The sequence below is a fragment of the Hydrogenophaga intermedia genome (assembly GCF_000723405.1).
GTDB lineage: Bacteria > Pseudomonadota > Gammaproteobacteria > Burkholderiales > Burkholderiaceae_C > Hydrogenophaga > Hydrogenophaga intermedia.
The window spans coordinates 1-25459 of the sequence record NZ_CCAE010000025.1; the positions used below are offsets into that span (position 1 = coordinate 1).

Here is a 25459-nt window from a genome sequence, read left to right on the forward strand (position 1 = left end):
AGGTGGTGGGCGCGCAGCTTCGCGCCATGATGCCCTGGATCGCCAAGAACAAGCTGGTCGATCAGAGCCGCAACTGAGCTGACAGGAGTGCCTCGCATGGTGGAGGACGGACGGGAACACAAGGTGGCCATCGTCACCGGCGCGGCGCGCGGCATCGGCCTGGCCACGGCGCGCTGGTTTCTCCAGCGCCAGTGGCGCGTGGCCATCATCGACAAGGACGCGCCCGCGCTGAACGCCGCGCGCGATCAACTCGAATGGGAAGCGCCCGGCCGCGCCATCGCCCTGCCCTGCGACGTCTCCAACCCCGTGCAGGTGGAGGCCATGGTGGCGATGGTGGACACCGAATGGGAACGCATCGACGCGCTGGTGAACAACGCGGGCGTGGCGGTCTTCAAGCCCCTGGTGCAGACCAGCTTCGAAGAGTGGCGCCACGTGATGGCCACCAACCTCGACGGCGCCTTCCTCTGCAGCCAGGCGGTGGTGCCCGTGATGCGCAAACGCGGCGGCGCCATCGTCAACATCGCCTCCATCTCGGGCCTGCGCGCCAGCACCCTGCGCGTGGCCTATGGCACCAGCAAGGCCGCGCTCATCCACTTCACCAGGCAGCAGGCGGTGGAACTGGCGGGCCTGGGCATCCGCAGCAACGCCATCGCGCCCGGCCCGGTGGAAACGGCCATGGCCAAGCAGGTGCACACACCCGAGATCCGCGCCGACTACCACGCGGCCGTGCCGCTGGCGCGCTACGGCTCCGAGGAAGAAATCGCCAACGGCATCGGCTTCCTGTGCTCACCGGAGGCGAGCTACATCACCGGACAGGTGCTGGCGGTGGACGGGGGCTTCGATGCGGCGGGTGTGGGGTTGCCGACGCTGAGAAGGGATTTTGGCGGGGTCTGAAGGCGGCCGCCGTTCAGTACTGCAGCTTGGGGTACCAGTTCTCGCCGCGCCCCTCGGGCGTCAGGTCCAGCACCGACCACAGCGGCGCCAGGTCGGGCGAATCGCGCGGGTCCTGACCGGGGTCGGCCATGTCCTTGGTCATCTGGCTGGCCCAGAAAAGGCGCACCTTGTCGCCGTCCTTGCGAAACACCGTCAGCGCGGGGTTCTCGCTGCCATCGGGATTCAACAGGCCCAGGTCGCGGGCGTAGTCGTCGCCCACGGTTTGCACGAACTGGATGTCGCGCCAGCCCCGTTCATTGGCGAACTCATACTGCCGGCCAACCGGCGAGCGGCCCAGGACCTTGAAGGCCACCCGCTGGCGGATGTCGCGGGCATTGCCGTTGAGCGCGCCGATCAGGTTGGTGCACATCGGGCAAGGGCGCTGCCGCTGCGGGCCATACATCCAGAAGTAGGCGACGAGCGTGTCCTTGTCACCGAACAGGTCGATCAGTTCGGCGTCAAAGCCGTGCTCGTCCTTGAACTTGTACGCCTTCTCGATCACCGGGCCCGGGGGCAGTGCGCGGCGCTGCGCCACCACCCGCGTGCTGTGCCGCCGCAGTTCGATCTCCTCTGCCAGCAGGGCCCGGCGCGCGGCCTCGTACTCCGGCGAGGCGCCGGGAAAAGGCGTCTTCGCGTGCTCGGCAAGTTGCCTGGCGTCTTTGAGCGGGGCGGCGGAAGCCATCAGTGCGCCTCTTTGGAAGTGGGACCGTCCATGCTGTCCCACAAGAAGGGCGTGGCGTGCAGGACGGCGCGCGGTCCGTGTGTCGGCAAGGTCCGACACCGTGCAGGAGCCCCCGGGGAACGTCAAGCGGTTTCGGATTGACCGTCGCCCGCGCGCGTGTCGGGCCGCTCGACCCAGGCCCCGCCCTCCTCGTCCCGATACCAATGGCGCCACCCATGGCGGTGCGCGTGCTGCACATACGGCCCGCGCAGCAGGCGCGGTGTGCCCTCCGTGCTCTGTTCGGTGCCCAGCAGGTACACCGCTTCCACGAAGGCCGCCGCGCGTTGGGGCTTGAGCTTGCGCAGATCCGCGTCCACCAGCTCGGCGGCCTGCTCCACCGAGCCGGCGCGCACCAGGAAGCAGGTGTCGGCGCCATCGGGGCCGCCGGTGAAGGGGTCGTCGGCGTCGTTGCCCCAGCGGATGACTTCGTACAGGTTCATGAAAAACATCACCCGTTTCAAGGGCCGGGGCAGTGTACTGTCAGGGGATATATCAACCGCTCCAAGCCCCGCATGAAGCCCCTACGCGCCGCTCCCGTCCTCGCTGCCGCCCTGATCGTGCTGGCGTCCACCGCCCAGGCCCAGACCCAGGGCAAGCTCGACTTCAAGCCGCCGGACCTGCCGGCGGAGTTCAAGGGACTGAAAAGCCTGCAGCAGATCGGCGGCGCCTGCGACGTGCTGTTCAACCGCACGACGAAGACCCTCACCGATGAGTACTTCAAGTCCACCGACAGCGAGCGCGCGGGCGCCGTCTTCGGGTGGATGCGCAATCTGGTGGCGCGCCGCCATGCGCTGGAGACCGCGGGCGTGACCGGCATGGGCATCGCAACAGCCGACATCCCGGTGATCCAGGCGGCGTTCCGCGCGCCGAACATGAGCCCCGCCGGCATGGAGCGCGCCTTCAAGTTCTGCGACGACCTGGGCGACTCGGTCACCGTTGCAGCCAAGCAGGCACTGGACGCCAGCGAGTGGGCCGACTACCAGGCCCAGGTGTCCAGGCGCACGCTCAAGGCCCTGATGGACAACGCCCCCCCGGAGAAGAAAGCTGACTGAGACGGCCCGCCGCGCCTCACTGCACCGGCGCCACCGCCAGCAGGTGGTTGGAGAAGCTGCTCTCCGTCTCGCATCGCCAGGTCGCCCACAGCTTGCAGCCCTCGGGCGAGCCTTCGTCCAGCTCCAGCGCCAGCCAGTTGCGCGCCGCCATCACGTGCTTGTCGTGGCCCGGGAAGGTCATCATCTCGGCAACGTACTGCACGTCGATGTTCTGCGGGTGCTTCGCACTCGAGTTCAACCAGGACAGAAACAGGCGCTCCATCACGCCCATGAGCGAAGGGTGCACCACCGCCGATGACGTGAACTGGTGCATCTGCGACCAGGTGTCGGAGGCCGGCAGGTCCTTGCGGTAGGCGGTGCCCCAGGCCGCCACGTGCACATCGCCCGAGACGAGCGAGACGCGGATCTTCTTGTCCTTGGCCAGCGACGAGAACACCTCCAGCAGCCGCTTGCGTTCGCCCTCGTGGTCGTCGTGCGACCAGTGGTCCTTCAGGTCGTCGGCGTTGCTGTCGGTCACGTGGTCCGCGCCGAACTTGTCCAGCAGCAGCTCGGCCAACGACAGCTTGGGGTGCACCACGGGCACGGAGGACATGAACAGCAGGTGCCGGCAGGCCTTGTCTGCGGGCAGATCGCCGCCGGGCAGCGTGCCCAGCCAGGCCTTGATTCCCCGCCAGGTGTCCGTGCCCATGACCTGGTTGCGCGAGCGCTCGGTGCGCAGGTCGGCTGCGACGACGGCGAGCGGCCCGAGCGCAAAGGCCGAAGTGAAACCCGGTTGCCCGTCGAGCAGGGGCAGCGCCAGCGGGTCCTTCGACAATGCCCGGCTCCAGTTGATCGGTTCGAGCAAGGGGTCTTGCTTCGAGAAGCCGGCTGGCGTCACGTCGATGAGTTCGGGCAGGTCCGCCAGCGCGTGCTGCATCTGGAACACCCAGAAGGCACGTCGCGCATGGCGGAACAGCGTCTGGAACAGCGGGCTGTGCTGCATCTCGCAGCTGTAGGAGCCCCAACCGTCGAAGATGTCGTGGTCGTCCCACATCATGATGGTGGGGATGCGCGCCATGGCCGACGCGGCGTCCAGCGAAGGCGTCTTCGACGACCAGGCGCCGCGGTCCTTGGGCAGCCAGCGCTGCTGGTACAAGCCGAAGTAGTAGGCCTCGATCTTCTTCTCCAATGCGGCCGTCACCTTGAAGCTCAGTTGCTCCGCGCGCGGCAGCGCCACCCACTGGCGCAGCGCCTCGATCTCCTCCCAGATCGAATCGAAGTAGATCTGGTCGCCGCCCATGAGCATGAGGTTGAAGCGCTGCAACTGCTTGTCGTGGATGCGGCGCTCGTGCCAGAGCTGTTCCTTGTCGAGCAGCTTGGGCTCGCCCGAGGGCAGCGGCACGCGCAGCGATTTGTCGTGGCTGAAGAGCAGGTCCTCCCACACGGCGTTGGAGGTGCGCACCAGCTTGCGCATCACCGCCGGGTCCGAGAAGCCATTGCAGGACACGTAGGCCATGCGTGGCGCCTCGCCTTTGGCGGGCACGGTCAGCGCCCACCGCGGCCCGCCCACGATGCCGTAGCCGACCATGCGCTCGGTCTTCAGCAAGCGGCACGACAGGTCGTAGCGCAGGTAGCGCTCGCCATTGGCGAGCAGCAGTTCGCGCGGCTTGGGGCAGGGCTTGCCGTCCAGCTCCATCGTGGGGATGGGCGCGGCCTCTTTCAGGCCGATGAGGGCGGTGACTTTCCACAGGCCGCCGGCACTGCCGCGAAAGGACAGCACGGGGCCGAGCAACAGGTCTTTGTCGTTCATGGGTGAACTCGATCCGGTGGTTGGGGCCCGGCGAGCATGTCCCGGTTTTCGACGGCGCGGACGACGGCGAATGGACGAATGGGGGATGCGCGGGCTACCAGAATGCGGCGCATGCGAACCCTCTACCAGGCCGCCAACGCCGTCGAAACCCACATCCTGCAGGGCTACCTGCAGCACTGAAGCGACGGGACGGTCAACCGCCCAGGCGCTGTCCGGTGGCGTCGCTCACGCTCAGGCGCACGTCCATGCCGGCGCGCACGCTCTGCGTGACGGTACAGAAATCCTCGAACTGCGCGAGCACGCGCTCCAGGTGCTCCAGTTCGGCGGCGGGCTTGCCCAGGCTCAGCGCCACGTCCACGCCCGTCACGCGCAGGCGCTTGTCTTCGTTGCGGCCGATGGTGGCGGTGGCAGTGGCGCTCAGCGTTCCCGGGTCCTGCTTGTACTTCTGCAGCGCGAACAGCAGGCTGGCGCCGAGGCAGTTGGCCACGGCCGCCAGCAGCAGGTGCTCGGGTGACGGCCCGGCGCCCTGGCCCAGCGGCGCGGGCAGGTCGGCGTTGAGCGCCGGCATGGCCGAACCGAAATCGACGAGGAACTGGTAGCCCTGCTGGCGGGTGACGGTGATGCTGACGGTGTCGCTCATGGGTGGTGTTCTTTCGATGGGTTCAAGGCTTGAACCCGACCTTAGCGCACGCGCGTGAGCGGGCCTTGAGGCACGTCAACTCACCGCCCCATCACCTGGGCAAGGCGTACGCGATCACCGAGTCCCCCGCCTTGGTGCCCAGCGAGCCATGCCCGCCCGCCGCCACCACCACGTACTGGCGCCCATCGCGCCCGAGGTAGCTCATGGGCGTGGCCTGGCCGCCCGCCGGCAGGCGGCTTTGCCACAGCGTCTCGCCCGTGCTCAGGTCGTAGGCGCGCAGGTAGTCGTCCAGCGTGCCCGAGAGGAAGGCCACACCGCCCTGCGTGATGAGCGGCCCACCCAGGCTGGGCACGCCCATCTTGAACGGCAGGGGCACGGGCGCCAGGTCGCGCACGGTGGCGTTGCGGTGCTGCCAGACGACCTCGCCGCTGACGAGGTCCACCCCCGCCACGTAGCCCCAGGGCGGCGCCTGGCAGGGCAGGCCCAGGGGCGAGGTGAACGCGCCCATCTTCACGGCGAAGGGAGCGCCGAAGTTCTCGTTGAGCGCGGGCAGGTCGTCCTTGGGCTGGTTGTCGCCCTGCACCATCAGCGCGGTGTCGTCCGGCCGGGGCACCAGTTGTGAGGTGAACGCCAGGTAGGCCGGCGTGGTGAAGGCCACCTGGCGCACCGGGTCCACCGCGATGCCGCCCCAGTTGAAGACGCCGAAGTTGCCGGGGTAGACCAGCGAGCCCTCGGTGGACGGCGGCGTGTAGCGCCCTTCGTAGCGCAGCCGCTTCAAGGCGATGCGGCAGCCCAGTTGGTCGAACGGCGTGGCGCCCCACATGGCCGCGCCGTGCAAGGGCTCAGGCTCGAAGGAAATGGACGAGACGGGCTGCGTGGGCGCGGTGCGGTCGCCCTCGGCCGCGCCTTGCGGCACGGGCACCTCGCGCACGGGGTGCACGGGCTTGCCGGTGCGGCGGTCCAGCACGAACAGCTCGCCCTGCTTGGTGGGCTGCACCAGCGCGGGCACGCTGGCGCCCTGAATGTTCAAGTCCACCAGCGTGGGCTGCGAAGGCACGTCGTAATCCCACAGGTCGTGGTGCACCGTCTGGAACACCCAGCGCAGCCGGCCCGTGGCCAGCTCCAGCGCCACCACGGACGAACCCACGCGCTCCACCTGCGGGCTGCGCTTGCCGCCCCACTGGTCCGGCGGCGGGTTGCCCAGCGGCAAGTACACCAGGCCCAGCGCCTCGTCCACGCTCATGATCGACCACACATTGGGCGAGCTGGCCGAGTACGTTTGCCCCGGCTGCAGGGGCGTTTGGTCGTCGGGACGCGCCGGGTCCCAGGCCCACAGCAGCGCGCCGGTGCGCACGTCGTAGCCGCGCACCACGCCGGATGGCTCGTTGACCGACACGTTGTCCAGCACCGTGCCGCCCACCACCAGCACGCGCTGCGTGGCCACCACCGGCGAGGTGGAGTAGTAGCCGCCCAGCTTCACGTTCGGCATGCCGCGCCACAGGTTGATCTGGCCCGTGCCCTCGCCGAAGCTGCTGCACACCTCACCACTGCGCGGGTCCAGCGCGATCACGCGGCCGTCGGCCGTGGGCATGTACAGCATGGCGGGGCAGTTGTCGGTGGCGGGGCTGTCCTGCGCGGCAACGGGCAACTCGGGGCCGCTGAGCGCCGGTGCCGCGGGCGGCTTGCCGCCGGCGGCCACCGGGGCCTCGCCCGGGGTGGCGGGCGCCACGCTCTCGGCCGCCGAGCCGCCCTGGCCCGACCAGTACGACAGCCCCCGGCAGGTGAGGTGCTGCAGCGCCAGTCCCGAGCGAATCTTCGGGTCGAAGCGCCACAGCTCCTCACCCGTCGTTGCGTCCAGTGCGATGACCTGCTGGTGCGGCGTGCACAGGAACAGGTGATCGCCCACCTTCAGCGGCGTCACCTCGAAGGTGGTTTCCTGGGGGTCACCGGGCTGGCCGCGCAGGTCGCCGGTGCGGAAGTGCCAGGCTTCCTCCAGTTGCCCCACGTTCTCGGGCGTGATCTGCGCCAGCGGCGCGTAGCGTTGGCCGTGGCCCGTGCGGCCATAGGCGTGCCACTCGCCCGCCGGCACGCCATTGCCCTGCGCCAGCGAACCGCGCGGCCCGGGCAAGCTGCCCCGGGTTGTGAAGGGGTCCACCACCCAGGACGCGACAGCCACGCCCAGGTACAGCACCAGCACGCCGGCCAGCGCGCCGCGCCCGCCGCGCCAGCCCATTGACGGTGCCGTGCCGCGCACCTGCGGGTCGTGACTCAGGCGCCGCGCCACGGCGGGCAGCAGCATCAGCAGGCCCAGCACGAAGAACACATCACCGCGCGCGGCCAGGCCCCACCAGGCCAGGCCCACCTCCCACAGCGACCACAGCAGCGTGGCCAACACGAACCCCGCGTACACCCACAAGGCCATGGGCTGCGCCTGCACCAGCAGCAGCGCCACGAAGCCCAACGCCGCGCCCGACAGCACGTAGTAGGGCGTGCCGCCCAGCATCAGCAGCCAGCCACCGCCCGCGAACAGCACCAGGGCGGCCACGGCCAACAGCACCACCAGCAGCAAAGTGAGCCCGTGTTGCGTCAGCGGCGGCGGTGGAGGCGATGGGACATGCGGTGGCGCGGCGGTGGGCATGGCGGTCTCCCTTCGAGCTGGAAAGGGCATCGCCAGCAAAGCACGTTCCTGCCCGAGCGTTGGGCGCGCCCGCTGCCTCACGCGGCATTGTTCGTTCAGGCCGATCAATCTGTTCGGCCCTGCGCGTCTGGTCTTTTGCGGTGGCTTGCCTAGCATGCGCCCCACCGCAACACACCAGGCCCGACCATGCAACGACGCGACACTTTGCGGCTCGCCGCCGCCCTGGCGGCAGCGCCCCTTCTGAAGCCCGCGCTGGCGCAGGCCCCGGCCACCGCGCCGCGCTGGACCACCGCCGCCGCGCCCTCGCTCGCGCGGCAGGAGCTCTACCCCGAGGTCTTGAACGGCCGCATCTACGTGGCCGGCGGCCTGCTCAACCCGAACACCGGCTACTCCGCGCACGTCGAGTCCTACGACCCCGCGACCGACCGCTGGACGCGCCTGGCCACGCTGCCCGAGGCGCGCCACCACATCGCGCTGGCCGCGGCCGGTGGGTTCATCCACGGCGTGGGCGGCTTCAGTGGTGGCTTCCCCAACTGGCGCGCCCAGGCGTCGACCTATGTGTACGACCCCGCCGCCAACCGCTGGAGCGAGGGCGTTCCCCTGCCCTACGCCTGCGCCGAGGGCGTGTTCGCCGGCGTTGCGGGCCGGCTCTACCTGGTGGGTGGGCGCGTGCGCGAACACGAGGCCGCGCGGCATTTCAACCAGCACGCCGACACCGCGCGCGGCCTGGTGTTCGATCCCGCCAGCGCGCGTTGGTCGCCCATCGCCGACGCACCCACCGCGCGCAACAGCGCCGCCGCCGCCGTCATCGACGGCCGCCTCTACGTGGTGGGCGGGCGCCAGGCCTTGAAGCAGGCAGATGGCTCGCTGCGCCAGGTGAACGTGCCGAGCCTGGAGGTGTACGACCCCGCCGCCGACCGCTGGACCACACGCGCCCCCATGCCGCAAGCGCAAGGCGGCCTGGCCGCCACGGCGCACGGTGGGCGCCTGTATGTCTTCGGTGGCGAGCAGTGGGTGCCCGAACAGAAGGTCTTCGCCGATGCCTGGGTGTACGACCCGGCGAGCGACCGCTGGAGCGCCCTGCCGCCCCTGCCCACGCCGCGCCACGGCCTGGGCGCGGCCACCGTGGGCGACCGCATTCACGTGTTCGGCGGCGGCACGCGCGTGGGGGGCGACCACGCCAGCACCGTGCACGAGGTGCTGCTGTTGGGCGCTGGGGCTTGAGGGCTTTCACGCCCTTTTCCACCTGCCCCTAACTGTCGACCACCACCCAGCCCCGGCGCTGGGCCTCCTCCATCATCTCGCGGCGTTCTCTGAGCGGCGGCGCGGGAGGTGCGCTGGCGCGGGCGGCGCCAGCCAGGCAGAGCCGGGGCTCAATGCCTTGCAGCACCAGATGCAGACGGCGCTGCAAGACGCGGGAGTGGACGCACTGGTTGCGCAGGAAGTGGCGGGGCTGGGCTTGGCCGGTGGGCTAGCGGCACTATCGGGCGTGGCAGGTGGCAATGCCACCGCGGGTGCGGCGTTCAACACCGATGAGAACAACCGGCAGTTGCATGCGGATGATCGGAACCTGCACAGTTGAAAGAGAAGAGCGCGCCGGCATTCAATCAACCGGAAGGTGACGTGCAGATGCGGGCAACGATTCCAGAAGTCAAGGCAGGCCACGCGCGCGCAGACGACTCATCCGATACGGGTGCCTGAAGGACCAAAAGGCCAAACCATGATCATTCAGTGGGACAAAAGATTCAAGTTTCCGCCGCCATCTCCGGATCCTGATCCCGACTGGCCGCTGAGGGAGCTTTCGGCCGAACTTCAGCGGCTGAACGTGAGTGTGGATGTGAGATTGCTTGGCGTGCCAGATGCATTCCCTGACGGAGGTTGGTGCATAGGCCGCGAGGATCTGAACAATCTGTTGGGCATTCATCCTCGCGTGCTGCGTCAGCATTTCAAGCTTTGGCTAACTAGCACGGAAGTCCTTGAGCGAATCTTGCACAGCGCGGTCTACAACCGGACCGATGCCGAGTTGGCCCGCATCAAGCAACTTGTTCCCAAGTTCGTGCACAACGCCAGTGTGGCTGAGGCAGAGAAGATTCTGGTGGATCGTGGCGCGCTGATCATTGCAGGCGAGCCTGGCGTCGGAAAGACCACTCTTGGCCGAATGCTGCTCTGGCTTCACATGGAGCAGAACTGGAAGGTCTTCGTTGTGGACGACCTGCAGGAGGCAATGGCCGTGAGCACAGCCGGCGAAAAGCGGCTTATCTTCCTCGATGATTTCCTGGGTCAGATTAGTCTGACCAACGAACTGTTGGGCAAGGTGGATCAGCGTCTGCCAGTTTTCCTGGACCGACTTCGAAACAACAAGGATCTTCGCTTCATCCTGACGACGAGGCTGTACTTGCTCAACCAAGCACAGATTCAGTCGGACAAGCTCTCGTCGCCACGAGTGGCGGCAAGTGAAATGGTCCTGAACGTCGGGGTCTATACGAGGATCATCAAAGCCAAAGTCGTCTTCAACCACATTTACTTCTCTGATTTGGTCGACGAGGAAAAGGCTAAGCTCTTGGATGGCGACTTCTTCCTCAAGATGATCGACCACCGTAGTCGTGCGCCTCGGACAGGCCGTTCGTCGAGTCAAGTCCGAACGAGTCAGTGACCGGAAGACGGCCGAAAGAGTGAAATCGGTGGAATGGCTATATGACTGCACCCGCCGCGCTGCAGCCTACTGGAACTCCGTCGCGATCGACCCGCGCTCATCATTGTCAACCGCACGATATAAAAGGCGCCGCCCAGGCCACTCCTCCACAGGCCGCAGAAGCACATCGCGCACAAACGGCTCTGCGTCGAATCTGAACAGCAACGGACCGACCTTCCGCGCCTCACCACGTGTAGGCTTCCACAAGGTATCAATCCATTTGAGACCCCAACCGGGGTTAGGCCCGTGGTGCCGATCGAGGCGGCCAATGCCTTTCATGTCGGCCACCGCAATCTCGCCGAGCATGTCCACCAACGCCTCCTCACAGCCCACCAGGGATGTCTGCGACACCCTCCGCCCCTTGCGGCAGGTCACCTCGTAAACCACCAGATACCAAGGCCCCTCCAAAGCGCAGGTGACAACTGTCCAGTGCTTCTGCTTGTGCGGAGCGATGGAAGGATGGCGGAATGAGGCGGAACCGTTGGAGGTAATAAACATGGGCGAACTCCCTGAAGCCAGTGAGTGTTCCCTCCTCGATCAGCGGCTTGGACCGCTTTGATGCAGAAAAAGCATTTCCGAACTCTGATTCCTGCTGCACCGCACCACCCGTCTCAATTTGAGAACACTTCCCCCGCGCGCCGCCTTTCGAGGGTTAACCCACCCCTCCCCTTCAGACCCCGAGTGCTCCACTGTCCCCGGCTTCCCCACGAACCCAGGAGACAACCATGCCCGTAGAACTGAAGGTCAACGGCCGAAGCGTGGCCGTGGACGCGGCACCCAACACGCTGCTGGTGCACGCGCTTAGAGAACACCTGCGCCTCACCGGCACCCACGTGGGCTGCGACACCGCGCAATGCGGCGCCTGCACCGTGCACGTGGACGGCAAGGCCGTGAAGTCGTGCAACGTGCTGCTGGCCCAGGTGGCCGGGCGCTCGGTCACCACCATCGAAGGCATGGCCGCCGCCGACGGGACCATGCACCCCATGCAGGCCGCCTTCAAGGAGTGCCATGGCCTGCAGTGCGGCTTCTGCACACCGGGCATGGTGATGAGCGCGGTGGACCTGTGCCAGCGCCACCCCGGCGCCAATGAGGCGCAGATCCGCGAGCAGCTGGAAGGCAACCTGTGCCGCTGCACGGGGTACCACAACATCGTCAAGGCCGTGCAGCAAGGCGCTGCCGCCATGAAATAAGGAGCGCGATCATGGGTGCCATCGATTTCGCCAAACTCCCCCACATCGGTGAGCCGCTGCGCCGCAAGGAGGACTACCGTTTCCTCACCGGCGCCGGCCAGTACACCGACGACATTCAGCTCGCGAACATGCAGCACGCGGTGTTCGTGCGCTCGCCGCATCCGCACGCCAACATCCGCTCCATCAACAAGGCCGCCGCGCTGGCGGCGCCGGGCGTGGTGGGCGTGTTCGACGGGCAGGACGTGGCCAACGACAAGATCGCCGGCCTGCCCTGCGGCTGGCTCATCACCAGCACCGACGGCCAGCCGATGAAGGAGCCGCCGCACCCGGTGCTGGCGCAGGGCAAGGTGCGTTACGTGGGCGACCACGTGGCCATCGTCATCGCCGACACGGTGGAACACGCCAAGAACGCGGCCGAACTGGTGGAGGTGGACTACGAGCCGCTGGCCGCCGTGGTGGACGTGCGCGACGCGGCCAAGGGCACGGCGCTGCACGACATTGCGCCCGACAACCACTGCTACAAGTGGGCCATTGGCGACAAGGCGGCGGTGGACGCCACCTTTGCCGGCGCGGCGCACGTCACCAAGATCGACCTGGTGAACAACCGGCTGGCGCCCAACCCCATCGAGCCGCGCGCCTGCATTGGCAACTACAACCGCGCGAACGACGAGTACACGCTGTACGTGGCCAACCAGAACCCGCACGTGGAGCGGCTGCTGATGACGGCCTTCGTGATGGGCCTGCCCGAGCACAAGGTGCGCGTGATCGCGCCGGACGTGGGGGGCGGCTTCGGCGCCAAGATCTTCCTGTACGCGGAGGACGTGGCCGTGACCTGGGCGGCGAAGAAGCTGAACTGCGCGGTGAAGTGGACGTGCGAACGCAGCGAGGCCTTCTTGTGCGACGCGCACGGCCGCGACCACGTGACGCACGCCGAGCTGGCGATGGACAAGGACGGCAAGTTCCTGGGCTTCCGCGTGCACACGGACGCGAACCTGGGCGCCTACCTGTCCACCTTCTCCACGGCGGTGCCCACCATCCTGTACGCCACGCTGCTGGCGGGGCAGTACACCACGCCGCAGATCTACGTGGAGGTGGACGCGTGGTTCACCAACACCTCGCCCGTGGACGCGTACCGCGGCGCGGGCCGGCCCGAGGCCACCTACCTGCTGGAGCGCATCGTCAGCCGCGCGGCGTGGGAGATGAACCTGAGCCAGGACGAGATCCGCCGCCGCAACTTCATCACCCAGTTCCCGTACCAGACGCCGGTGGCGCTGCAGTACGACACGGGCGATTTCAACGCGTGCATGGACAAGGCGAACGAGCTGGCCGACGTGGCGGGCTTTGCCAAGCGGCGCGCGGCGAGCGAGGCGAAGGGCCTGCGGCGCGGCATTGGCTACAGCAGCTACATCGAGGCCTGCGGCCTGGCGCCGTCGAACATCGCAGGCGCCCTGGGCGCGCGCGCGGGCCTGTTCGAATGCGGAGAGGTGCGCGTGCACCCCACGGGCAGCGTCACGGTGTTCACCGGTTCGCACAGCCACGGCCAGGGGCATGAGACGACGTTCGCGCAGGTGGTGGCGTCGCGGCTGGGCATCGATCCGTCGCAGGTGGACATCGTGCACGGCGACACGGGCCGCGTGCCGTTCGGCATGGGCACGTATGGCTCGCGTTCCATCTCGGTGGGCGGCGCGGCCATCATGCGGGCGCTGGACAAGATCGAGGCCAAGGCCAAGAAGATCGCCGCGCACCTGCTGGAGGCCAGCGATGCCGACATCGACTTCGCCAACGGCGAGTTCACGGTGAAGGGCACGGACAAGAAGATCGCCTTCGGCCAGGTGGCGCTCACGGCCTACGTGCCGCACAACTACCCGCTGGACAAGCTGGAGCCGGGCCTGAACGAAACGGCCTTCTACGACCCGACCAACTTCACCTTCCCCGGCGGCACTTACATCGCCGAGGTGGAGGTGAACCCCGAGACGGGCGAGACGCGCGTGGACCGCTTCACCGCGGTGGACGACTTCGGCACCATCATCAACCCGATGATCGTGGAGGGCCAGGTGCACGGCGGGCTGGTGCAGGGCATTGGCCAGGCGCTGCTGGAGCACTGCGTGTACGACCGGGAAACGGGCCAGCTCGTCACCGGCTCCTTCATGGACTACGCCATGCCGCGCGCCGACGACGTGCCCAGCTTCACCCTGGGCCACGTGTGCACACCCTGCACCACCAACCCGCTGGGCACCAAGGGCTGCGGCGAGGCCGGGGCCATCGGCTCGCCGCCGGCGGTCATCAACGCCGTGCTGGACGCCCTGGCGCCGCTGGGCGTGAAGGACATCGACATGCCGGCCTCGCCCTCGCGCGTGTGGCAGGCCATTCAATCGGCCAAGAAGTGATTCATTCAAGGAGACAAGACCATGTATGCCTTCACCCTTGAACAACCCAAGACCCTGGCCGATGCGAAGCGGCTGGCCGGCGGCGGCGCGCAGGCGCTGGCGGGCGGGCAGACGCTGATCGCGTCGCTGAAGCAACGCCTGGCGCAACCCGGCGCGCTGGTGGACCTGGGCGGTGTGGCCGAGCTGCGCGGCATCCGCCGCGAGGGCAACAGCCTCGTCATCGGCGCCATGACGCGCCATGAAGAGGTGGCCAACAGCGCGGACGTGAAATCGTCCATTCCCGCGCTGGCCGCGCTGGCCGGTGGCATTGGCGACAGGCAGGTGCGCGCGATGGGCACGATGGGCGGATCGGTGGCCAACAACGACCCGGCCGCGTGCTACCCCAGCGCGGTGCTGGCGCTGGGCGCCACCATCGTCACGGACAAGCGCGAGATCAAGGCCGACGACTTCTTCCAGGGCATGTACAGCACCGCGCTGGACAGCGGCGAGCTGATCACCGCGATCCGCTTCCCCATCCCGAAGAAAGCGGCGTACGCCAAGTTCCGCCAGCCGGCCTCGCGCTTTGCGCTGGTGGGCGTGTTCGTGGCGCTCACCGACGGCGGCGCGCGCGTGGCCATCACCGGTGCGGGCAACGGCGTGTTCCGCCACGCGGGGCTGGAGGCGGCGCTCACCAAGAGCTTCACGCCCGAGGCCGTGCAGGGTGTGGCGGTTGACGCGGGCCAGCTCAACAGCGACCTGCACGCCAGCGCCGAGTACCGCGCGCAGCTCATTCGCGTGCAGACGCAGCGCGCGGTGGCTGCGGCCAATGGCTGATGCCTGAAGCCGCCGCCACGACGACCGAACCGCGCGACATCGACGGCTTGCTGGCCGCGCTGCGCGGCGTGGGCTACCACGCCCCGCGCGCGCTGGCCACGGCCGTGTTCCTGGCCATTCGCCTGCAGCGCCCGTTGCTGCTGGAGGGCGAACCCGGCGTGGGCAAGACGGAGCTGGCCAAGGCCTTGTCGCGCGTGCTGCAGCGCCCCTTGCTGCGCTTGCAGTGCTACGACGGCATGGAGCAACGCGAGGCGCTGTACGAGTGGAACCACACCGCGCAGCTGCTGCACATGCGCGCGGCGCAGAACACCGCCACGCCGGAGCAGATCGAGCGCGAGGTGTACCAGGAGCGTTACCTGATCCGCCGCCCGCTGCTGCAGGCGCTGCAGACGCCGCCGCCGGGCGCGGTGTTGCTGATCGACGAGGTGGACCGCGCGGACGAGCCCTTCGAGGCGTTTCTGCTGGAGTACCTGGGCGAATACCAGGTGAGCATCCCCGAGCTGGGCACCATCACCGCGATGGCGGCGCCGCTGACGATATTGACGAGCAACCGCACGCGCGATCTGAACGACGCGGTGAAGCGGCGCTGCCTGTACCAGTGGCTCGATCACCCCGACCGCGAGCGCGAGCTCGCCATCGTGCGCGGCCAGGTGCCGCAAGCCAGCGCCGCGCTCACCGAGCAGATCGCGCGCTTCGTGGAGCGGCTGCGCGCGCAGCCCTTCAGCAACGCCTTCCAGCGCAGCCCCGGCATTGCCGAGAGCGTGGAATGGGCCAAGGCCCTGGTGGCGCTGGACACACTCACGCTCGACCCGGAGGTGATTCAGGACACCGCGGGCATTCTGTTCAAGCAGCGCGAGGACGTGGCCGCGCTGTTGCCGATGATCGATCAGCTGTTGGCACCGGAAGTCTGAGGATCGCCATGCAACTCGGCGACGCCAGAACGGGGAAATTCCCGGACCAGATCACCGCCTTCGGCCGCGCCCTGCGCCGCGCCGGCGTGCCGGTGGACAGCGCGCGCATCGCCAGCGCCATCACCGCCACGCAACTGGTGGGCCTGGAACGGCGCGACGACCTGCAGGCGGCGCTGGGCGCGGTGCTGGTGAGCCGCCCGCAGGACGTCGAGGTGTTCGATGAACTCTTCGCGGCCTTCTTTCGCAACCCCGAGCTGGAAAAGCAACTGCTGTCGCAGATGCTGCCCAAGTCGCCCACCGCCAAGCCCGCCGCGCGCAGCGCGCGCGCGCAAGAAGCGCTGACCGTGGCCGGCGCGGTGGCCAAGCAGCGCGCACCGAGCGAGACCGAACTGCGCTTCGACGCCGCCATGACCGCGAGCGACCTGCAGCGCCTGCGCCACGCGGATTTCGCGGGGCTGTCGGCCAGCGAGTTCCGCCTGGTCGAAACCCTGGCGCGCGAGATCGCCCTGCCCTTGCCCGAGGTGCCCAGCCGACGCGACCGGCCCGGCCAGCGCGGCCACCGCATTCACTGGGGCCGCGCGCTGCAGCAGGCGCGGCGGCACGACGGCGAGCTGATCGCGCCGCCGCGCCGCCAGCGCCGCCGCCAGCCGCTGCCGCTGCTGGTGCTGGTGGACGTGTCCGGCTCCATGGAGCGCTACGCGCGCTTGCTGCTGGCGTTTCTGCACCAGGCCACGCGCGGCGCGCCGCGCTCGGCCTTCGCTTTCGGCACCCGCCTCACCGATCTGCGTGCCGCCTGGAAGCAGAGCGACGCCGACACCATGCTCGCGCTGAGCAACGCCGCCATCGCGGATTTCGCGGGCGGCACGCGGCTGGGCATGTCGCTTGCCGAATTGCGCGAGAAGCACGCGCGCTGCCTGGTGGGCCGGCGCACGGTGGTGCTGCTCATCACCGACGGCCTGGACACCGGCGACCCGGCGCTGCTGGACACCGAACTGCTCTGGCTGCGGCGCCACAGCCGCCAGGTGCTGTGGCTCAACCCGCTGCTGCGGTACGCGGGTTATGAGCCGCTGGCGCAAGGCGCGAGCGTGCTGCACCGCCACGCGCACGGCATGCTGGCCGTGCACAACCTGGAACGGCTGGAACAGCTCGCCCAGGCCCTGGCCGAACTGCTGAAAACATGAAACACCCCCGCCGCGCTTCGCGCGACCCCCTCCAGGGGGCGGCACCTGCGGCCCGGCAAAGCCGGTTCCGCGGTACCTCTTGGTTGCGGGTCTGGCGCTCGAAGCGTTGAATCGAACCTCCGAAGGAGACTCTTATGGACATGCAAGGCCACCGCCTCCTCCCCGTCGACCAGGTCAAGGCCTGGGACGCCCTCAACGACCCGGCCGTGCTCAAGGCCTGCGTGCCGGGCTGCGACAAGTTCGAGCCCCTGGGCGACGACGCCTACGCCGTGGGCGCGGCCATCAAGGTGGGGCCGGTGTCGGCCAAGTTCACCGGGCGCGTGCAGCTCAGTGAGGTAACGCCCCCGCGCAGCTACAAGCTCACGTTCGAAGCCCAGGGCGGCGTGGCCGGCTTCGGCAAAGGCGAATCCACCGTGACGCTGGACCCCGCGCCCGGGGGCAGCGAGCTGACGTACACGGTGAAGTCCACCGTGGGCGGCAAGATCGCCCAGCTGGGGCAACGCCTTATCGACGGTGCGGCCAAATCCATGGCCGACGACTTTTTCCGCCGCTTCGAGGAAGAATTGCTGCGCCGCCACCCCGAGGCCGCGGCCGCACGCGTGGCGGTGCCGGTGACGGCCGGGGCCGGCGGGCCGTCGGGCCCCATGCCCGGCTGGGCCTGGCCGGCGCTGGCGTTTGGCGGCACATTCATCATTGCGCTCATCATCTTTTTCAGCCTCGCCTGGGGCTGATCGCTCACCATGGAAAACCTCGATCTGTTCGTGCTGCGCACGCTGCTGGACTGGCGGCGCGCGGGCAAGGCCACGCTGCTGGCCACCGTCACCCGCACCTGGGGCAGCTCGCCGCGCCCGGTGGGCTCCATCATGGCGCTGTGCGAGGGCGGTGCCGTGGTCGGCTCCGTCTCGGGCGGCTGCATCGAGGACGACCTGATCCACCGCTTTCGCGACGTATTGGCCGACGGCCCGCCCCAGAAAACCCGCTACGGCGTGAGCGCGGACGAGGCCCACCGCTTCGGCCTGCCCTGCGGCGGCACGCTGGAGCTGCTGCTGGAGTTCAACCCCGACGCCGCCACGCTGGGTGAGCTGGTGGAGCGCCTGAGCGCGGGCCGCATGGTCCTGCGCAGCACCGACGTGGCCACCGGCCGCGTGACCCTCACCGACATTGACCAGCCCGAGGCCCTGCGCGAACACGACGGCGCGCTGCACAACGCCTTCGGGCCCGAGTATCGGCTGCTCATGATCGGCGCCGGTCAGCTCACCGAGTACCTGGCGACCATGGCGCTGTTCAGCGGTTTTTCAGTCACCGTGTGCGACCCGCGCGAGGAGTACCGCGGCGCCTGGCAGGTGCCCGGCGTGACGTTGACCACCGAGATGCCCGACGACGTGGTGCGCGAGTTCCGCGCCGACCGGCGCACGGCCATCGTCGCCCTCACGCACGACCCGAAGCTGGACGACCTGGCGCTGCTGGAGGCGCTGGAGACCGAGTCCTTCTACATCGGTGCCATCGGCTCGCGGCGCAACCAGATGGCGCGGCACGCGCGGCTGATCGAGCACTTCGATCAGACCGAGGAGAGCCTGGCCAAGCTGCGTGGGCCCATCGGCATCTACATCGGCAGCAAGACGCCGGCGGAGATCGCCGTGAGCGTGATGGCCGAGGTGCTGGCCGTGAAGAACGGCGTGCCGCTGCCGCGCGACCTGGCGGTGGGCCCGGCCAAGGACCAGCTCGACGTAACGCCGAACGACGCGGCGGCGGTCTGTTTCGTGCGCGAAGAAACGTGAGGGTTTGGAGCGACACCGTCGCGCTGGTGCTGGCGGCCGGCGCGGGCAGCCGCTTGGGCGGGGTGCCCAAGTGCCTCATCCGCGTGGACGGCCGCACGCTGCTGGAGCGGCTGCTGGACGCACTGGCCGAGGCCGACGTGCACGACGTGCGCCTGGTGGTGGGCCACCACGCGGACGCCGTCGCCGCGCACGTGGCCACCCTGCCGTCCGAGCGCCGCCCCGTGCTGCTGCGCAACCCCGAGCCCGGCGACGAACCCGCCGACTCGCTGCGCGTGGGGCTGCGCAGCCTCACGGCCATGCCCGAACGTCTGCTGGTGCTGCTGGGCGACCTGCCCCTGCTCGGCGCGCCGCAGATCCTGGCGGCCGTGGACGCCTTCGACGCACGCGAGCGCGGGCGCCACGTGCTGGTGCCGATGGTGAGCGGCCAGCCCGGCCACCCGGCCGTGCTCGACGGCCTGGCCTGCGCGCTGCTGCGCAACCAGGCCGGTGGCCTGCGCGCCTGGCGCCAGCGCCAACCCGAGGTTGTCGCGTTGTGGAACACATCGGACGAGGCCCATGTGCGCGACCTGGACACGCCGGAGGACCTGCCACGCCTCGCAAAAGCCACCGGTTGGCGCGTTGAATTGCCGGCCACCGAGGCCTTGCCGCACTGCGGCATGAACAAGGCTTGATCGACCCGCGGCAGGCTGATTCAATGCACCCCATGCCCATCAGCCCAGCCGCTTCGCCCACCGACCGCCTGGCCCTGATCGAGCAGGCGCGCCGCGCCGTGCTGGAGGCGCGCGACCCCGACGCCGGGCCCCGCCTGGCCCCCTGGGTGGCGCGCTCCTGGCGGCGCTGCCTGCAACTGGGCCTGGAGCCTCGGCGCGAAGTCAGCTTCGACCCCGTGAGCAGCGCCCAGGCGCAACGCGCGCTGGAGGCCAGCCAGCCGCTGCTGCGGGCCGCCGCGCCCGTCATCCGATCGCTGGCGCGCGCCATGGCGCACACGCGCTACTTCGCCATCCTCACCGACGCGCAGGGCGTGGTCATCGATGTGAATGGCCCCATCGACCGGCACGACCCGAGCGTGGCGCGCATCGCGCGCGTGGGGGTGGACCTGTCGGAGCGCGCCGTGGGCACCACCGCCATCGGCTCGGCGCTGACCGACCTGCAGCCCGTGTGGCTGCACCGGGGCGAACACTTCTTCGACGCCACCAGCGTCTACAGCTGCGCGGGCGCGCCCATCTGGGACCCGGACGGCCAGTGCGTGGGCATGCTGGACCTGACCGGCGTGAACGTGGCCGAGCAGCCCGCGCTCAAGCACCTGGTGTCGCAATCGGCGCGCAGCATCGAGAACGCACTGGCGCTGGCGCGCCCCCACCACCTGCTGCTGCGCATGAACTGGCCTGGCCGCGTGCTGGGCGACGACAGCGACGGCCTGATCGGCCTGGACGCGGACGGGAACATCACCGGGCTGAACCGGCCTGCGGCCGACATGCTGGGCGTGGCCCCAGGCTCACCCGCCGGCCACGCCAGCCTGCACTTCGCGGCGCCGGTCGAGTCGTTGTTCGACACGGCCGCGGTGCATGGCGGCGCGCTGGAGTTGCCGCTGTGGTCGGGCCTGCGGCTGCAGGTGCTGGCCCAGTTGGACCGGCACGCCACGCGCACCAGCGCCGCCGTGGCGCAGGCCGTGCCACTGAAAGACCTGGAAACCGCCGCCATCCGCAAGGCGGTGGACGACGCGCGCGGCAACGTGCAGGAAGCCGCGCGGGCGCTGGGGATCAGTCGGGCGACGATTTATCGCAAGCTGGGGGCGAGGGGGCGGTGAGGCGTTAGCTCGCCAGGACCGAGCGCTCGCGAGCGTCCTGTACCAAGCGGTAGGCGCGCGCCATGGGCGCTTTCAACGCCTCGCCCAAAGCCTGCAGGCTTTTGCCGGCATCTGACGTGGCAAGCGAGAAGCTGGCAGGCACTCCGCCAGGAAAACCTTTCTGGTCAATCAGACGTGTCGCCAGCGCATTGACTTGCGCGCTGTAGCGATCGAGGTCCTGTTGCAGGCTGTTGGCGGCCTGTTGGATGAGGACATTGATCCGCTGGTGAGCGTCTGCTCCCCGGTTCTTCAGGCGGTCTTTCTGTAAGAGGAGATCCTTGAGCTCTTGACGACGCTCCTCCAGCTTGCGAGGCCATTCGGTCACGAACACTTTCACGAAATCGCCGGGCTCCAGATAGGCAAGGGGCATGTCGGCATCGGCATTGTGTGTAGCGGGATCGTAGGATGCCTTGGGCAACAAGCCGGTCCACCAGTCCTTGACCAAACGTTGATGGTTGCTCAGGCCATGCACGCCATCTACCGGCACCAGGCATTTCTTGACAAAACTTCCCCAGGCCTTTGCGTAGCCATCCGCGGCTTTGTCCATCCGAACGGCATTGGGTTCTCTCGCCTGCGCCATGCGGTTGGTGCGCGCCGGATCGATAGATGGGCGACCCGCGAGTCTCCAGGACGTGTCCGTATCCGGGTGCGTAGCGACTTCAGCGTCGAACGTCAGCCCCAGCGACCCTTCGCCGTCCGCTTCGCCCCGTCCGCGAGGCGTCGCCAACGAAACGTTGGCGACGTCCATCTGCCCAAGCATCTCTTCGAATGCGTGCGTGTCGTCAGATGACAGAAACGAAGCCTGTTGACGATTCGGGAGTACCTGACGCAGATGCTGGGCCTGACGGTGCAGAACTTCCTGTCGGCGGCCACGGGCATCGTGGTGGTGATGGCGCTGATGCGCGGCTTCGCGCGGCACTCGGCGCGCGCGGTGGGCAACGTGTGGGTGGACCTCACGCGCATCACCCTGTGGGTGCTGCTGCCGATTTCAATCGTGCTCGCGCTGGCCTTCGTGGGCTTGGGCGTGGTGCAGAACCTCTCGCCCTACCTCACGCTGACGCCGCTGCAAGCGGGCGTGGGCGATCAGACGCTGGCCATGGGGCCCACGGCCTCGCAACTGGCCATCAAGATGCTGGGCACCAACGGCGGCGGCTTCTTCAACGCCAACTCGGCGCACCCGTTCGAGAACCCGAGCGAGTGGAGCAACGCGCTGCAGATGCTTGCGATATTCGCCATCCCCGCCGGCCTGTGCTTCACCTTCGGCCGCGTGGTGGGCGACAGGCGCCAGGGCTGGGCCGTGCTGGCCGCGATGGCGCTGATCTTCGTGGCCGCCGTGGTGGCCGCCACCAGCTTCGAGCAGCAGGGCAACCCGGCTTTGGCCGCGCTCGGCGCCGACCAGGCCGCCAGCGCCCTGCAATCGGGCGGCAACATGGAGGGCAAGGAGGTGCGCTTCGGCATCGCGGCGTCCTCGCTGTTCGCGGTGATCACCACGGCCGCCAGTTGCGGCGCGGTGAATGCCATGCACGACAGCTTCACGCCGCTGGGCGGCATGGTGCCCACGGCGCTGATGCAACTGGGCGAGGTGGTGTTCGGTGGCGTGGGTTCCGGTCTGTACGGCATGCTGGTGTTCGCCTTGCTGGCGGTGTTCGTGGCGGGCTTGATGATCGGCCGCACACCGGCATACCTGGGCAAGAAGATCGAGCCCTTCGAGATGCAGATGGTGTCGATCGCGATCCTGGTGACGCCGCTGCTGGTGCTGCTGGGCACGGCCATCGCCGTGATGACCGAGGCCGGTCGCGCGGGCATTCAGGACGCGGGCCCGCACGGGTTCACCGAGGTGCTGTACGCGCTGTCCTCGGCCGCCAACAACAACGGCAGCGCCTTCGCGGGCCTGTCGGCCAACACGCCCTTCTACAACGTGCTGCTGGCCATCGCCATGGCGGTGGGCCGCTTCGGCGTGATCCTGCCGGTGCTGGCCCTGGCCGGTTCGTTCGCAGCCAAGCCGCGCGCCGAGGCCAGCGCGGGCAGCCTGGCCACGCACGGGCCGCTGTTCATCGGTCTGCTGGTGGGCACGGTGCTGCTGGTGGGTCTGCTCAATTACGTGCCCGCACTGGCCCTGGGCCCAGTCGTCGAGCACCTGATGCTGTGGGCGAAATGAGGCGCCCGACCATGACAAGACAAAGCCTTTCCCTGTTCGACCCGGCCCTGGTGCGGCCGGCCCTGATCGGCGCGCTGCGCAAGCTCGACCCGCGCGCGCAGATCCGCAACCCCGTGATGTTCGTCGTCTACGTGGGCAGCGCCTTCACCACCGCGCTGTGCTTCGCGCGGCCCGACGGCTTCACGCTCGCGGTGGCGCTGTGGCTGTGGTTCACGGTGCTGTTCGCCAACTTCGCCGAGGCGCTGGCCGAGGGCCGCAGCCAGGCGCAGGCAGCCAGCCTGCGCGGGCTCAAACGCAAGACCTGGGCGAAGAAGCTGGACGGCGCCTTCAAGCCCGGCACGCCGCGCACGGCCATGCGCTGGCTGCCGATCGAGGCCGAGTCGCTGCGCAAGGGCGACGTGGTGCTGATCGAGGCCGGCGATACGGTGCCCGCCGACGGTGAGGTGATCGACGGCGTGGCCTCGGTGGACGAAAGCGCGATCACGGGCGAGTCGGCACCGGTGATTCGCGAGTCGGGCGGCGATTTCTCGGCCGTCACGGGTGGAACACGCGTGCTGTCCGACGCGGTGGTGGCGCGCGTGAGCGTGAACCCCGGCGAGACTTTTGTGGACCGCATGATCGCGATGGTGGAGAACGCGCGGCGCCAGAAGACGCCCAACGAGATCGCGTTGACGATCCTGCTGGTGGCGCTGACCCTCGTGTTCCTTGGCGTGGTGGTGACGCTGCTGCCCTTCTCGACCTTCAGCGCGCAGGCGGGCGCGACCGTTGGTGGGGGCGAACCCGTGAGCCTGGTGGTGCTGGTGGCGCTGCTGGTTTGCCTGATCCCCACCACCATCGCGGGTCTGCTCTCGGCCATCGGCGTGGCGGGCATGAGCCGGCTGATGCAGGCCAACGTGATCGCCACCTCGGGCCGCGCGGTGGAGGCGGCTGGCGACGTGGACGTGCTGTTGCTCGACAAGACCGGCACCATCACGCTGGGCAACCGGCAGGCGGCGGCTTTCCTGCCCGCGCCGGGTGTGAGCGAGCGCGATCTCGCCGACGCCGCGCAGCTCGCCTCGCTGGCCGATGAAACGCCCGAGGGCCGCAGCATCGTGGTGCTGGCCAAGCAGCGGCACCAGTTGCGGGAACGCGAACTGCAGTCCATGGGTGCGCACTTCGTCGCGTTCACGGCGCAAACGCGCATGAGCGGCGTGGACCTTGCCGAGGGCCGCCAGATCCGCAAGGGCGCGGCTGATGCGATCCGCCGCCACGTGGAAGCCATCAGCGGTGTGTGGCCCACGGCCGTGCAGACCCTGGTGGACGACGCCGCGCGGCGCGGCAGCACGCCGCTGGTGGTGGCCGACAACGCGCGCGTGCTGGGCGTGGTGGAGTTGAAGGACATCGTCAAGGGCGGCATCAAGGAGCGCTTCGCCGAGTTGCGCCGCATGGGCATCCAGACCGTGATGGTGACGGGCGACAACCGCCTCACGGCGGCGGCCATCGCGGCCGAGGCCGGCGTGGACGACTTCCTCGCCGAGGCCACGCCCGAGGCCAAGCTGGCGCTCATCCGCGAGCACCAGCAACGTGGCCGCCTGGTGGCCATGACGGGCGACGGCACCAACGACGCGCCCGCGCTGGCGCAGGCCGACGTGGCCGTGGCCATGAACACCGGCACACAGGCCGCCAAAGAGGCCGGCAACATGGTGGACCTGGACAGCAACCCCACCAAGCTGATCGAGATCGTGGAGACCGGCAAGCAGTTGCTGATGACGCGCGGCGCCTTGACCACCTTCAGCATCGCCAACGACGTGGCGAAGTACTTCGCCATCGTGCCGGCGGCCTTCGTCACCACCTACCCGCAGTTGCAGGCGCTCAACGTGATGCAGCTGGCGAGCCCGGCCTCGGCCATCGTCTCGGCGGTGGTGTTCAACGCGCTGGTCATCGTGGCGCTGATCCCCGTGGCGCTGCGCGGCGTGCGCTACCGCGCCGTGGGCGCGGGCCCGCTGCTGCGGCGCAACCTGGCGGTCTACGGCCTGGGTGGCGTGATCGTTCCCTTCATCGGCATCAAGGCCATCGATCTCGTGATCGCCGGCCTGGGCCTGGCCTGATCCCACGGAGTTCCCATGACAAGCGACAACACCCCCACCAACCGCGAAGGCCTGGGCAGCACGCTGCGCGCCGCCGTGCTGCTGTTCCTGCTGCTCAGCGTGGTCACCGGCCTGCTCTACCCGCTGCTGCTCACCGGCACGGCGCAGACGCTGTTTCCGCACCAGGCCAATGGCAGCCTGATCGAACGCGACGGCAAGCCCGTGGGCTCCGCGCTGATCGGGCAGACCTTCACCGAACCGGGCCACTTCTGGGGCCGGCCCTCGGCCACCGGGCCCGCGGCCTACAACGCCGCGGCGTCGGGGGGCTCAAACCTCGGCCCCACCAGCCAGGCGCTGCAGGACGCCGTGCGGGAACGCGTCGCGGCGCTGCGCGCGGCCGACCCGGGCAACACCGCACCCGTGCCGGTGGACCTGGTCACGGCCTCGGGCAGCGGGCTGGACCCGCACATCAGCCTGGCGGCGGCGCAGTACCAGATCGATCGCGTGGCGCGTGCGCGCGGCCTGGCGCCGGACAAGGTGCAGGCTCTGGTGGATCGCCAGGCCCAGCGCCCGCTGATCCCCGGCCTGGGCGAGCCGCGCGTGAACGTGCTGGAACTCAACCTCGCCATCGATGCCGCCGCGAAGCCGGTGCGATGATGCGGGC

24 protein-coding genes are annotated in these 25459 nt (G+C 69.0%); 17 read left to right on the forward strand and 7 right to left on the reverse strand.

Features of this window, described 5'->3' with window-relative positions:
• The first annotated feature begins 96 nt into the window (after positions 1–96).
• Positions 97–894: an SDR family NAD(P)-dependent oxidoreductase gene (locus tag BN948_RS14725; RefSeq protein ID WP_009516932.1), complete on the forward strand. Its 798-nt coding sequence runs from the start codon at positions 97–99 to the stop codon at positions 892–894.
• A gap of 13 nt (positions 895–907) precedes the next feature.
• Here BN948_RS14725 and BN948_RS14730 read toward each other — a convergent pair whose 3' ends face one another.
• Together BN948_RS14730 and BN948_RS14735 are read right to left on the reverse strand one after the other, a co-directional pair.
• Entirely contained in the window at positions 908–1615 is a 708-nt protein-coding gene (locus tag BN948_RS14730) for a DUF899 family protein (protein WP_009516931.1), read from the reverse strand.
• Positions 1616–1737: 122 nt separating this feature from the next.
• Positions 1738–2094: a hypothetical protein gene (locus BN948_RS14735; protein WP_050980608.1), complete on the reverse strand. Its 357-nt coding sequence runs from the start codon at positions 2092–2094 to the stop codon at positions 1738–1740.
• Between the two features lie 72 nt (positions 2095–2166).
• On the opposite strand from BN948_RS14735, the gene BN948_RS14740 reads away from it, so the two are divergent.
• Positions 2167–2706 carry a hypothetical protein gene (locus tag BN948_RS14740; RefSeq protein ID WP_009516929.1) on the forward strand — a complete coding sequence of 180 codons (540 nt, stop codon included), beginning with the start codon at positions 2167–2169 and terminating at the stop codon, positions 2704–2706.
• Positions 2707–2722: 16 nt separating this feature from the next.
• Here the strand turns inward: BN948_RS14740 and BN948_RS14745 are convergent, their stop codons facing one another.
• The 3 genes from BN948_RS14745 to BN948_RS14755 form a co-directional block, all read right to left on the reverse strand.
• A complete protein-coding gene (locus BN948_RS14745; RefSeq protein WP_009516928.1) occupies positions 2723–4495 on the reverse strand; it encodes an alkaline phosphatase D family protein in 1773 nt (590 codons plus the stop codon).
• A gap of 193 nt (positions 4496–4688) precedes the next feature.
• Positions 4689–5135, reverse strand: a complete 447-nt coding sequence (locus BN948_RS14750; RefSeq protein WP_009516927.1) for an OsmC family protein — start codon at positions 5133–5135, stop codon at positions 4689–4691.
• A gap of 91 nt (positions 5136–5226) precedes the next feature.
• Positions 5227–7773: a membrane-bound PQQ-dependent dehydrogenase, glucose/quinate/shikimate family gene (locus BN948_RS14755; protein ID WP_009516926.1), complete on the reverse strand. Its 2547-nt coding sequence runs from the start codon at positions 7771–7773 to the stop codon at positions 5227–5229.
• Between the two features lie 186 nt (positions 7774–7959).
• Between BN948_RS14755 and BN948_RS14760 the strand changes: the two genes are divergently transcribed.
• From BN948_RS14760 to BN948_RS14770, 3 genes are all read left to right on the forward strand, one after another.
• Entirely contained in the window at positions 7960–8997 is a 1038-nt protein-coding gene (locus tag BN948_RS14760; RefSeq protein ID WP_009516925.1) for a Kelch repeat-containing protein, read from the forward strand.
• A gap of 169 nt (positions 8998–9166) precedes the next feature.
• Entirely contained in the window at positions 9167–9355 is a 189-nt protein-coding gene (locus BN948_RS14765; RefSeq protein WP_035622331.1) for a hypothetical protein, read from the forward strand.
• A 138-nt stretch (positions 9356–9493) separates the two neighbouring features.
• On the forward strand, positions 9494–10426 hold the full coding sequence (locus BN948_RS14770) for an nSTAND3 domain-containing NTPase (protein WP_009516924.1): 933 nt from the start codon (positions 9494–9496) through the stop codon (positions 10424–10426).
• Between the two features lie 66 nt (positions 10427–10492).
• On the opposite strand, the gene BN948_RS14775 is transcribed toward BN948_RS14770, so the two are convergent.
• A complete protein-coding gene (locus tag BN948_RS14775) occupies positions 10493–10963 on the reverse strand; it encodes a hypothetical protein (protein ID WP_009516923.1) in 471 nt (156 codons plus the stop codon).
• A gap of 227 nt (positions 10964–11190) precedes the next feature.
• On the opposite strand from BN948_RS14775, the gene BN948_RS14780 reads away from it, so the two are divergent.
• From BN948_RS14780 to BN948_RS14820, 9 genes are all read left to right on the forward strand, one after another.
• Positions 11191–11655: a (2Fe-2S)-binding protein gene (locus BN948_RS14780; RefSeq protein WP_009516922.1), complete on the forward strand. Its 465-nt coding sequence runs from the start codon at positions 11191–11193 to the stop codon at positions 11653–11655.
• Between the two features lie 11 nt (positions 11656–11666).
• A complete protein-coding gene (locus tag BN948_RS14785) occupies positions 11667–14042 on the forward strand; it encodes a xanthine dehydrogenase family protein molybdopterin-binding subunit (RefSeq protein WP_009516921.1) in 2376 nt (791 codons plus the stop codon).
• Between the two features lie 21 nt (positions 14043–14063).
• Positions 14064–14855, forward strand: a complete 792-nt coding sequence (locus BN948_RS14790; RefSeq protein ID WP_009516920.1) for an FAD binding domain-containing protein — start codon at positions 14064–14066, stop codon at positions 14853–14855.
• A complete protein-coding gene (locus tag BN948_RS14795) occupies positions 14855–15766 on the forward strand; it encodes an AAA family ATPase (RefSeq protein WP_009516919.1) in 912 nt (303 codons plus the stop codon). The genes BN948_RS14790 and BN948_RS14795 overlap by 1 nt, the downstream gene beginning before the upstream one ends.
• A gap of 8 nt (positions 15767–15774) precedes the next feature.
• On the forward strand, positions 15775–16947 hold the full coding sequence (locus BN948_RS14800; protein ID WP_009516918.1) for a vWA domain-containing protein: 1173 nt from the start codon (positions 15775–15777) through the stop codon (positions 16945–16947).
• A 134-nt stretch (positions 16948–17081) separates the two neighbouring features.
• Positions 17082–17678: an SRPBCC family protein gene (locus tag BN948_RS14805; RefSeq protein WP_009516917.1), complete on the forward strand. Its 597-nt coding sequence runs from the start codon at positions 17082–17084 to the stop codon at positions 17676–17678.
• A 9-nt stretch (positions 17679–17687) separates the two neighbouring features.
• Positions 17688–18725: an XdhC family protein gene (locus BN948_RS14810; protein WP_009516916.1), complete on the forward strand. Its 1038-nt coding sequence runs from the start codon at positions 17688–17690 to the stop codon at positions 18723–18725.
• A complete protein-coding gene (locus BN948_RS26935; protein ID WP_009516915.1) occupies positions 18722–19396 on the forward strand; it encodes a nucleotidyltransferase family protein in 675 nt (224 codons plus the stop codon). The genes BN948_RS14810 and BN948_RS26935 overlap by 4 nt, the downstream gene beginning before the upstream one ends.
• 23 nt (positions 19397–19419) lie before the next feature.
• Complete coding sequence (locus BN948_RS14820; RefSeq protein ID WP_009516914.1) at positions 19420–20532, forward strand: sigma-54-dependent Fis family transcriptional regulator; 1113 nt, start codon at positions 19420–19422, stop codon at positions 20530–20532.
• Positions 20533–20536: 4 nt separating this feature from the next.
• On the opposite strand, the gene BN948_RS14825 is transcribed toward BN948_RS14820, so the two are convergent.
• The gene (locus tag BN948_RS14825) at positions 20537–21319 is read right to left on the reverse strand and encodes a hypothetical protein (RefSeq protein WP_138820058.1); all 783 of its coding nucleotides are present in this window, start codon (positions 21317–21319) and stop codon (positions 20537–20539) included.
• Positions 21320–21403: 84 nt separating this feature from the next.
• Between BN948_RS14825 and kdpA the strand changes: the two genes are divergently transcribed.
• From kdpA to kdpC, 3 genes are read left to right on the forward strand one after another with little or no spacing between them, the layout of a single operon-like run.
• The gene (kdpA, locus tag BN948_RS14830; RefSeq protein WP_009516912.1) at positions 21404–22729 is read left to right on the forward strand and encodes a potassium-transporting ATPase subunit KdpA; all 1326 of its coding nucleotides are present in this window, start codon (positions 21404–21406) and stop codon (positions 22727–22729) included.
• A gap of 11 nt (positions 22730–22740) precedes the next feature.
• A complete protein-coding gene (gene kdpB / locus BN948_RS14835; protein ID WP_009516911.1) occupies positions 22741–24816 on the forward strand; it encodes a potassium-transporting ATPase subunit KdpB in 2076 nt (691 codons plus the stop codon).
• A 15-nt stretch (positions 24817–24831) separates the two neighbouring features.
• A complete protein-coding gene (kdpC, locus tag BN948_RS14840; protein WP_009516910.1) occupies positions 24832–25452 on the forward strand; it encodes a potassium-transporting ATPase subunit KdpC in 621 nt (206 codons plus the stop codon).
• Positions 25453–25459: the final 7 nt, after the last annotated feature.

Bases quoted from the DNA above. Each gene is read 5' to 3' on its own strand.
- BN948_RS14725 (WP_009516932.1), top strand. From the start codon at position 97: ATGGTGGAGGACGGACGGGAACACAAGGTGGCCATCGTCACCGGCGCG.
- BN948_RS14730 (WP_009516931.1), bottom strand. From the start codon at position 1,615: ATGGCTTCCGCCGCCCCGCTCAAAGACGCCAGGCAACTTGCCGAGCAC.
- BN948_RS14735 (WP_050980608.1), bottom strand. From the start codon at position 2,094: ATGAACCTGTACGAAGTCATCCGCTGGGGCAACGACGCCGACGACCCC.
- BN948_RS14740 (WP_009516929.1), top strand. From the start codon at position 2,167: ATGAAGCCCCTACGCGCCGCTCCCGTCCTCGCTGCCGCCCTGATCGTG.
- BN948_RS14745 (WP_009516928.1), bottom strand. From the start codon at position 4,495: ATGAACGACAAAGACCTGTTGCTCGGCCCCGTGCTGTCCTTTCGCGGC.
- BN948_RS14750 (WP_009516927.1), bottom strand. From the start codon at position 5,135: ATGAGCGACACCGTCAGCATCACCGTCACCCGCCAGCAGGGCTACCAG.
- BN948_RS14755 (WP_009516926.1), bottom strand. From the start codon at position 7,773: ATGCCCACCGCCGCGCCACCGCATGTCCCATCGCCTCCACCGCCGCCG.
- BN948_RS14760 (WP_009516925.1), top strand. From the start codon at position 7,960: ATGCAACGACGCGACACTTTGCGGCTCGCCGCCGCCCTGGCGGCAGCG.
- BN948_RS14765 (WP_035622331.1), top strand. From the start codon at position 9,167: ATGCAGACGGCGCTGCAAGACGCGGGAGTGGACGCACTGGTTGCGCAG.
- BN948_RS14770 (WP_009516924.1), top strand. From the start codon at position 9,494: ATGATCATTCAGTGGGACAAAAGATTCAAGTTTCCGCCGCCATCTCCG.
- BN948_RS14775 (WP_009516923.1), bottom strand. From the start codon at position 10,963: ATGTTTATTACCTCCAACGGTTCCGCCTCATTCCGCCATCCTTCCATC.
- BN948_RS14780 (WP_009516922.1), top strand. From the start codon at position 11,191: ATGCCCGTAGAACTGAAGGTCAACGGCCGAAGCGTGGCCGTGGACGCG.
- BN948_RS14785 (WP_009516921.1), top strand. From the start codon at position 11,667: ATGGGTGCCATCGATTTCGCCAAACTCCCCCACATCGGTGAGCCGCTG.
- BN948_RS14790 (WP_009516920.1), top strand. From the start codon at position 14,064: ATGTATGCCTTCACCCTTGAACAACCCAAGACCCTGGCCGATGCGAAG.
- BN948_RS14795 (WP_009516919.1), top strand. From the start codon at position 14,855: ATGCCTGAAGCCGCCGCCACGACGACCGAACCGCGCGACATCGACGGC.
- BN948_RS14800 (WP_009516918.1), top strand. From the start codon at position 15,775: ATGCAACTCGGCGACGCCAGAACGGGGAAATTCCCGGACCAGATCACC.
- BN948_RS14805 (WP_009516917.1), top strand. From the start codon at position 17,082: ATGGACATGCAAGGCCACCGCCTCCTCCCCGTCGACCAGGTCAAGGCC.
- BN948_RS14810 (WP_009516916.1), top strand. From the start codon at position 17,688: ATGGAAAACCTCGATCTGTTCGTGCTGCGCACGCTGCTGGACTGGCGG.
- BN948_RS14820 (WP_009516914.1), top strand. From the start codon at position 19,420: ATGCACCCCATGCCCATCAGCCCAGCCGCTTCGCCCACCGACCGCCTG.
- BN948_RS14825 (WP_138820058.1), bottom strand. From the start codon at position 21,319: ATGGACGTCGCCAACGTTTCGTTGGCGACGCCTCGCGGACGGGGCGAA.
- kdpA (WP_009516912.1), top strand. From the start codon at position 21,404: ATGCTGGGCCTGACGGTGCAGAACTTCCTGTCGGCGGCCACGGGCATC.
- kdpB (WP_009516911.1), top strand. From the start codon at position 22,741: ATGACAAGACAAAGCCTTTCCCTGTTCGACCCGGCCCTGGTGCGGCCG.
- kdpC (WP_009516910.1), top strand. From the start codon at position 24,832: ATGACAAGCGACAACACCCCCACCAACCGCGAAGGCCTGGGCAGCACG.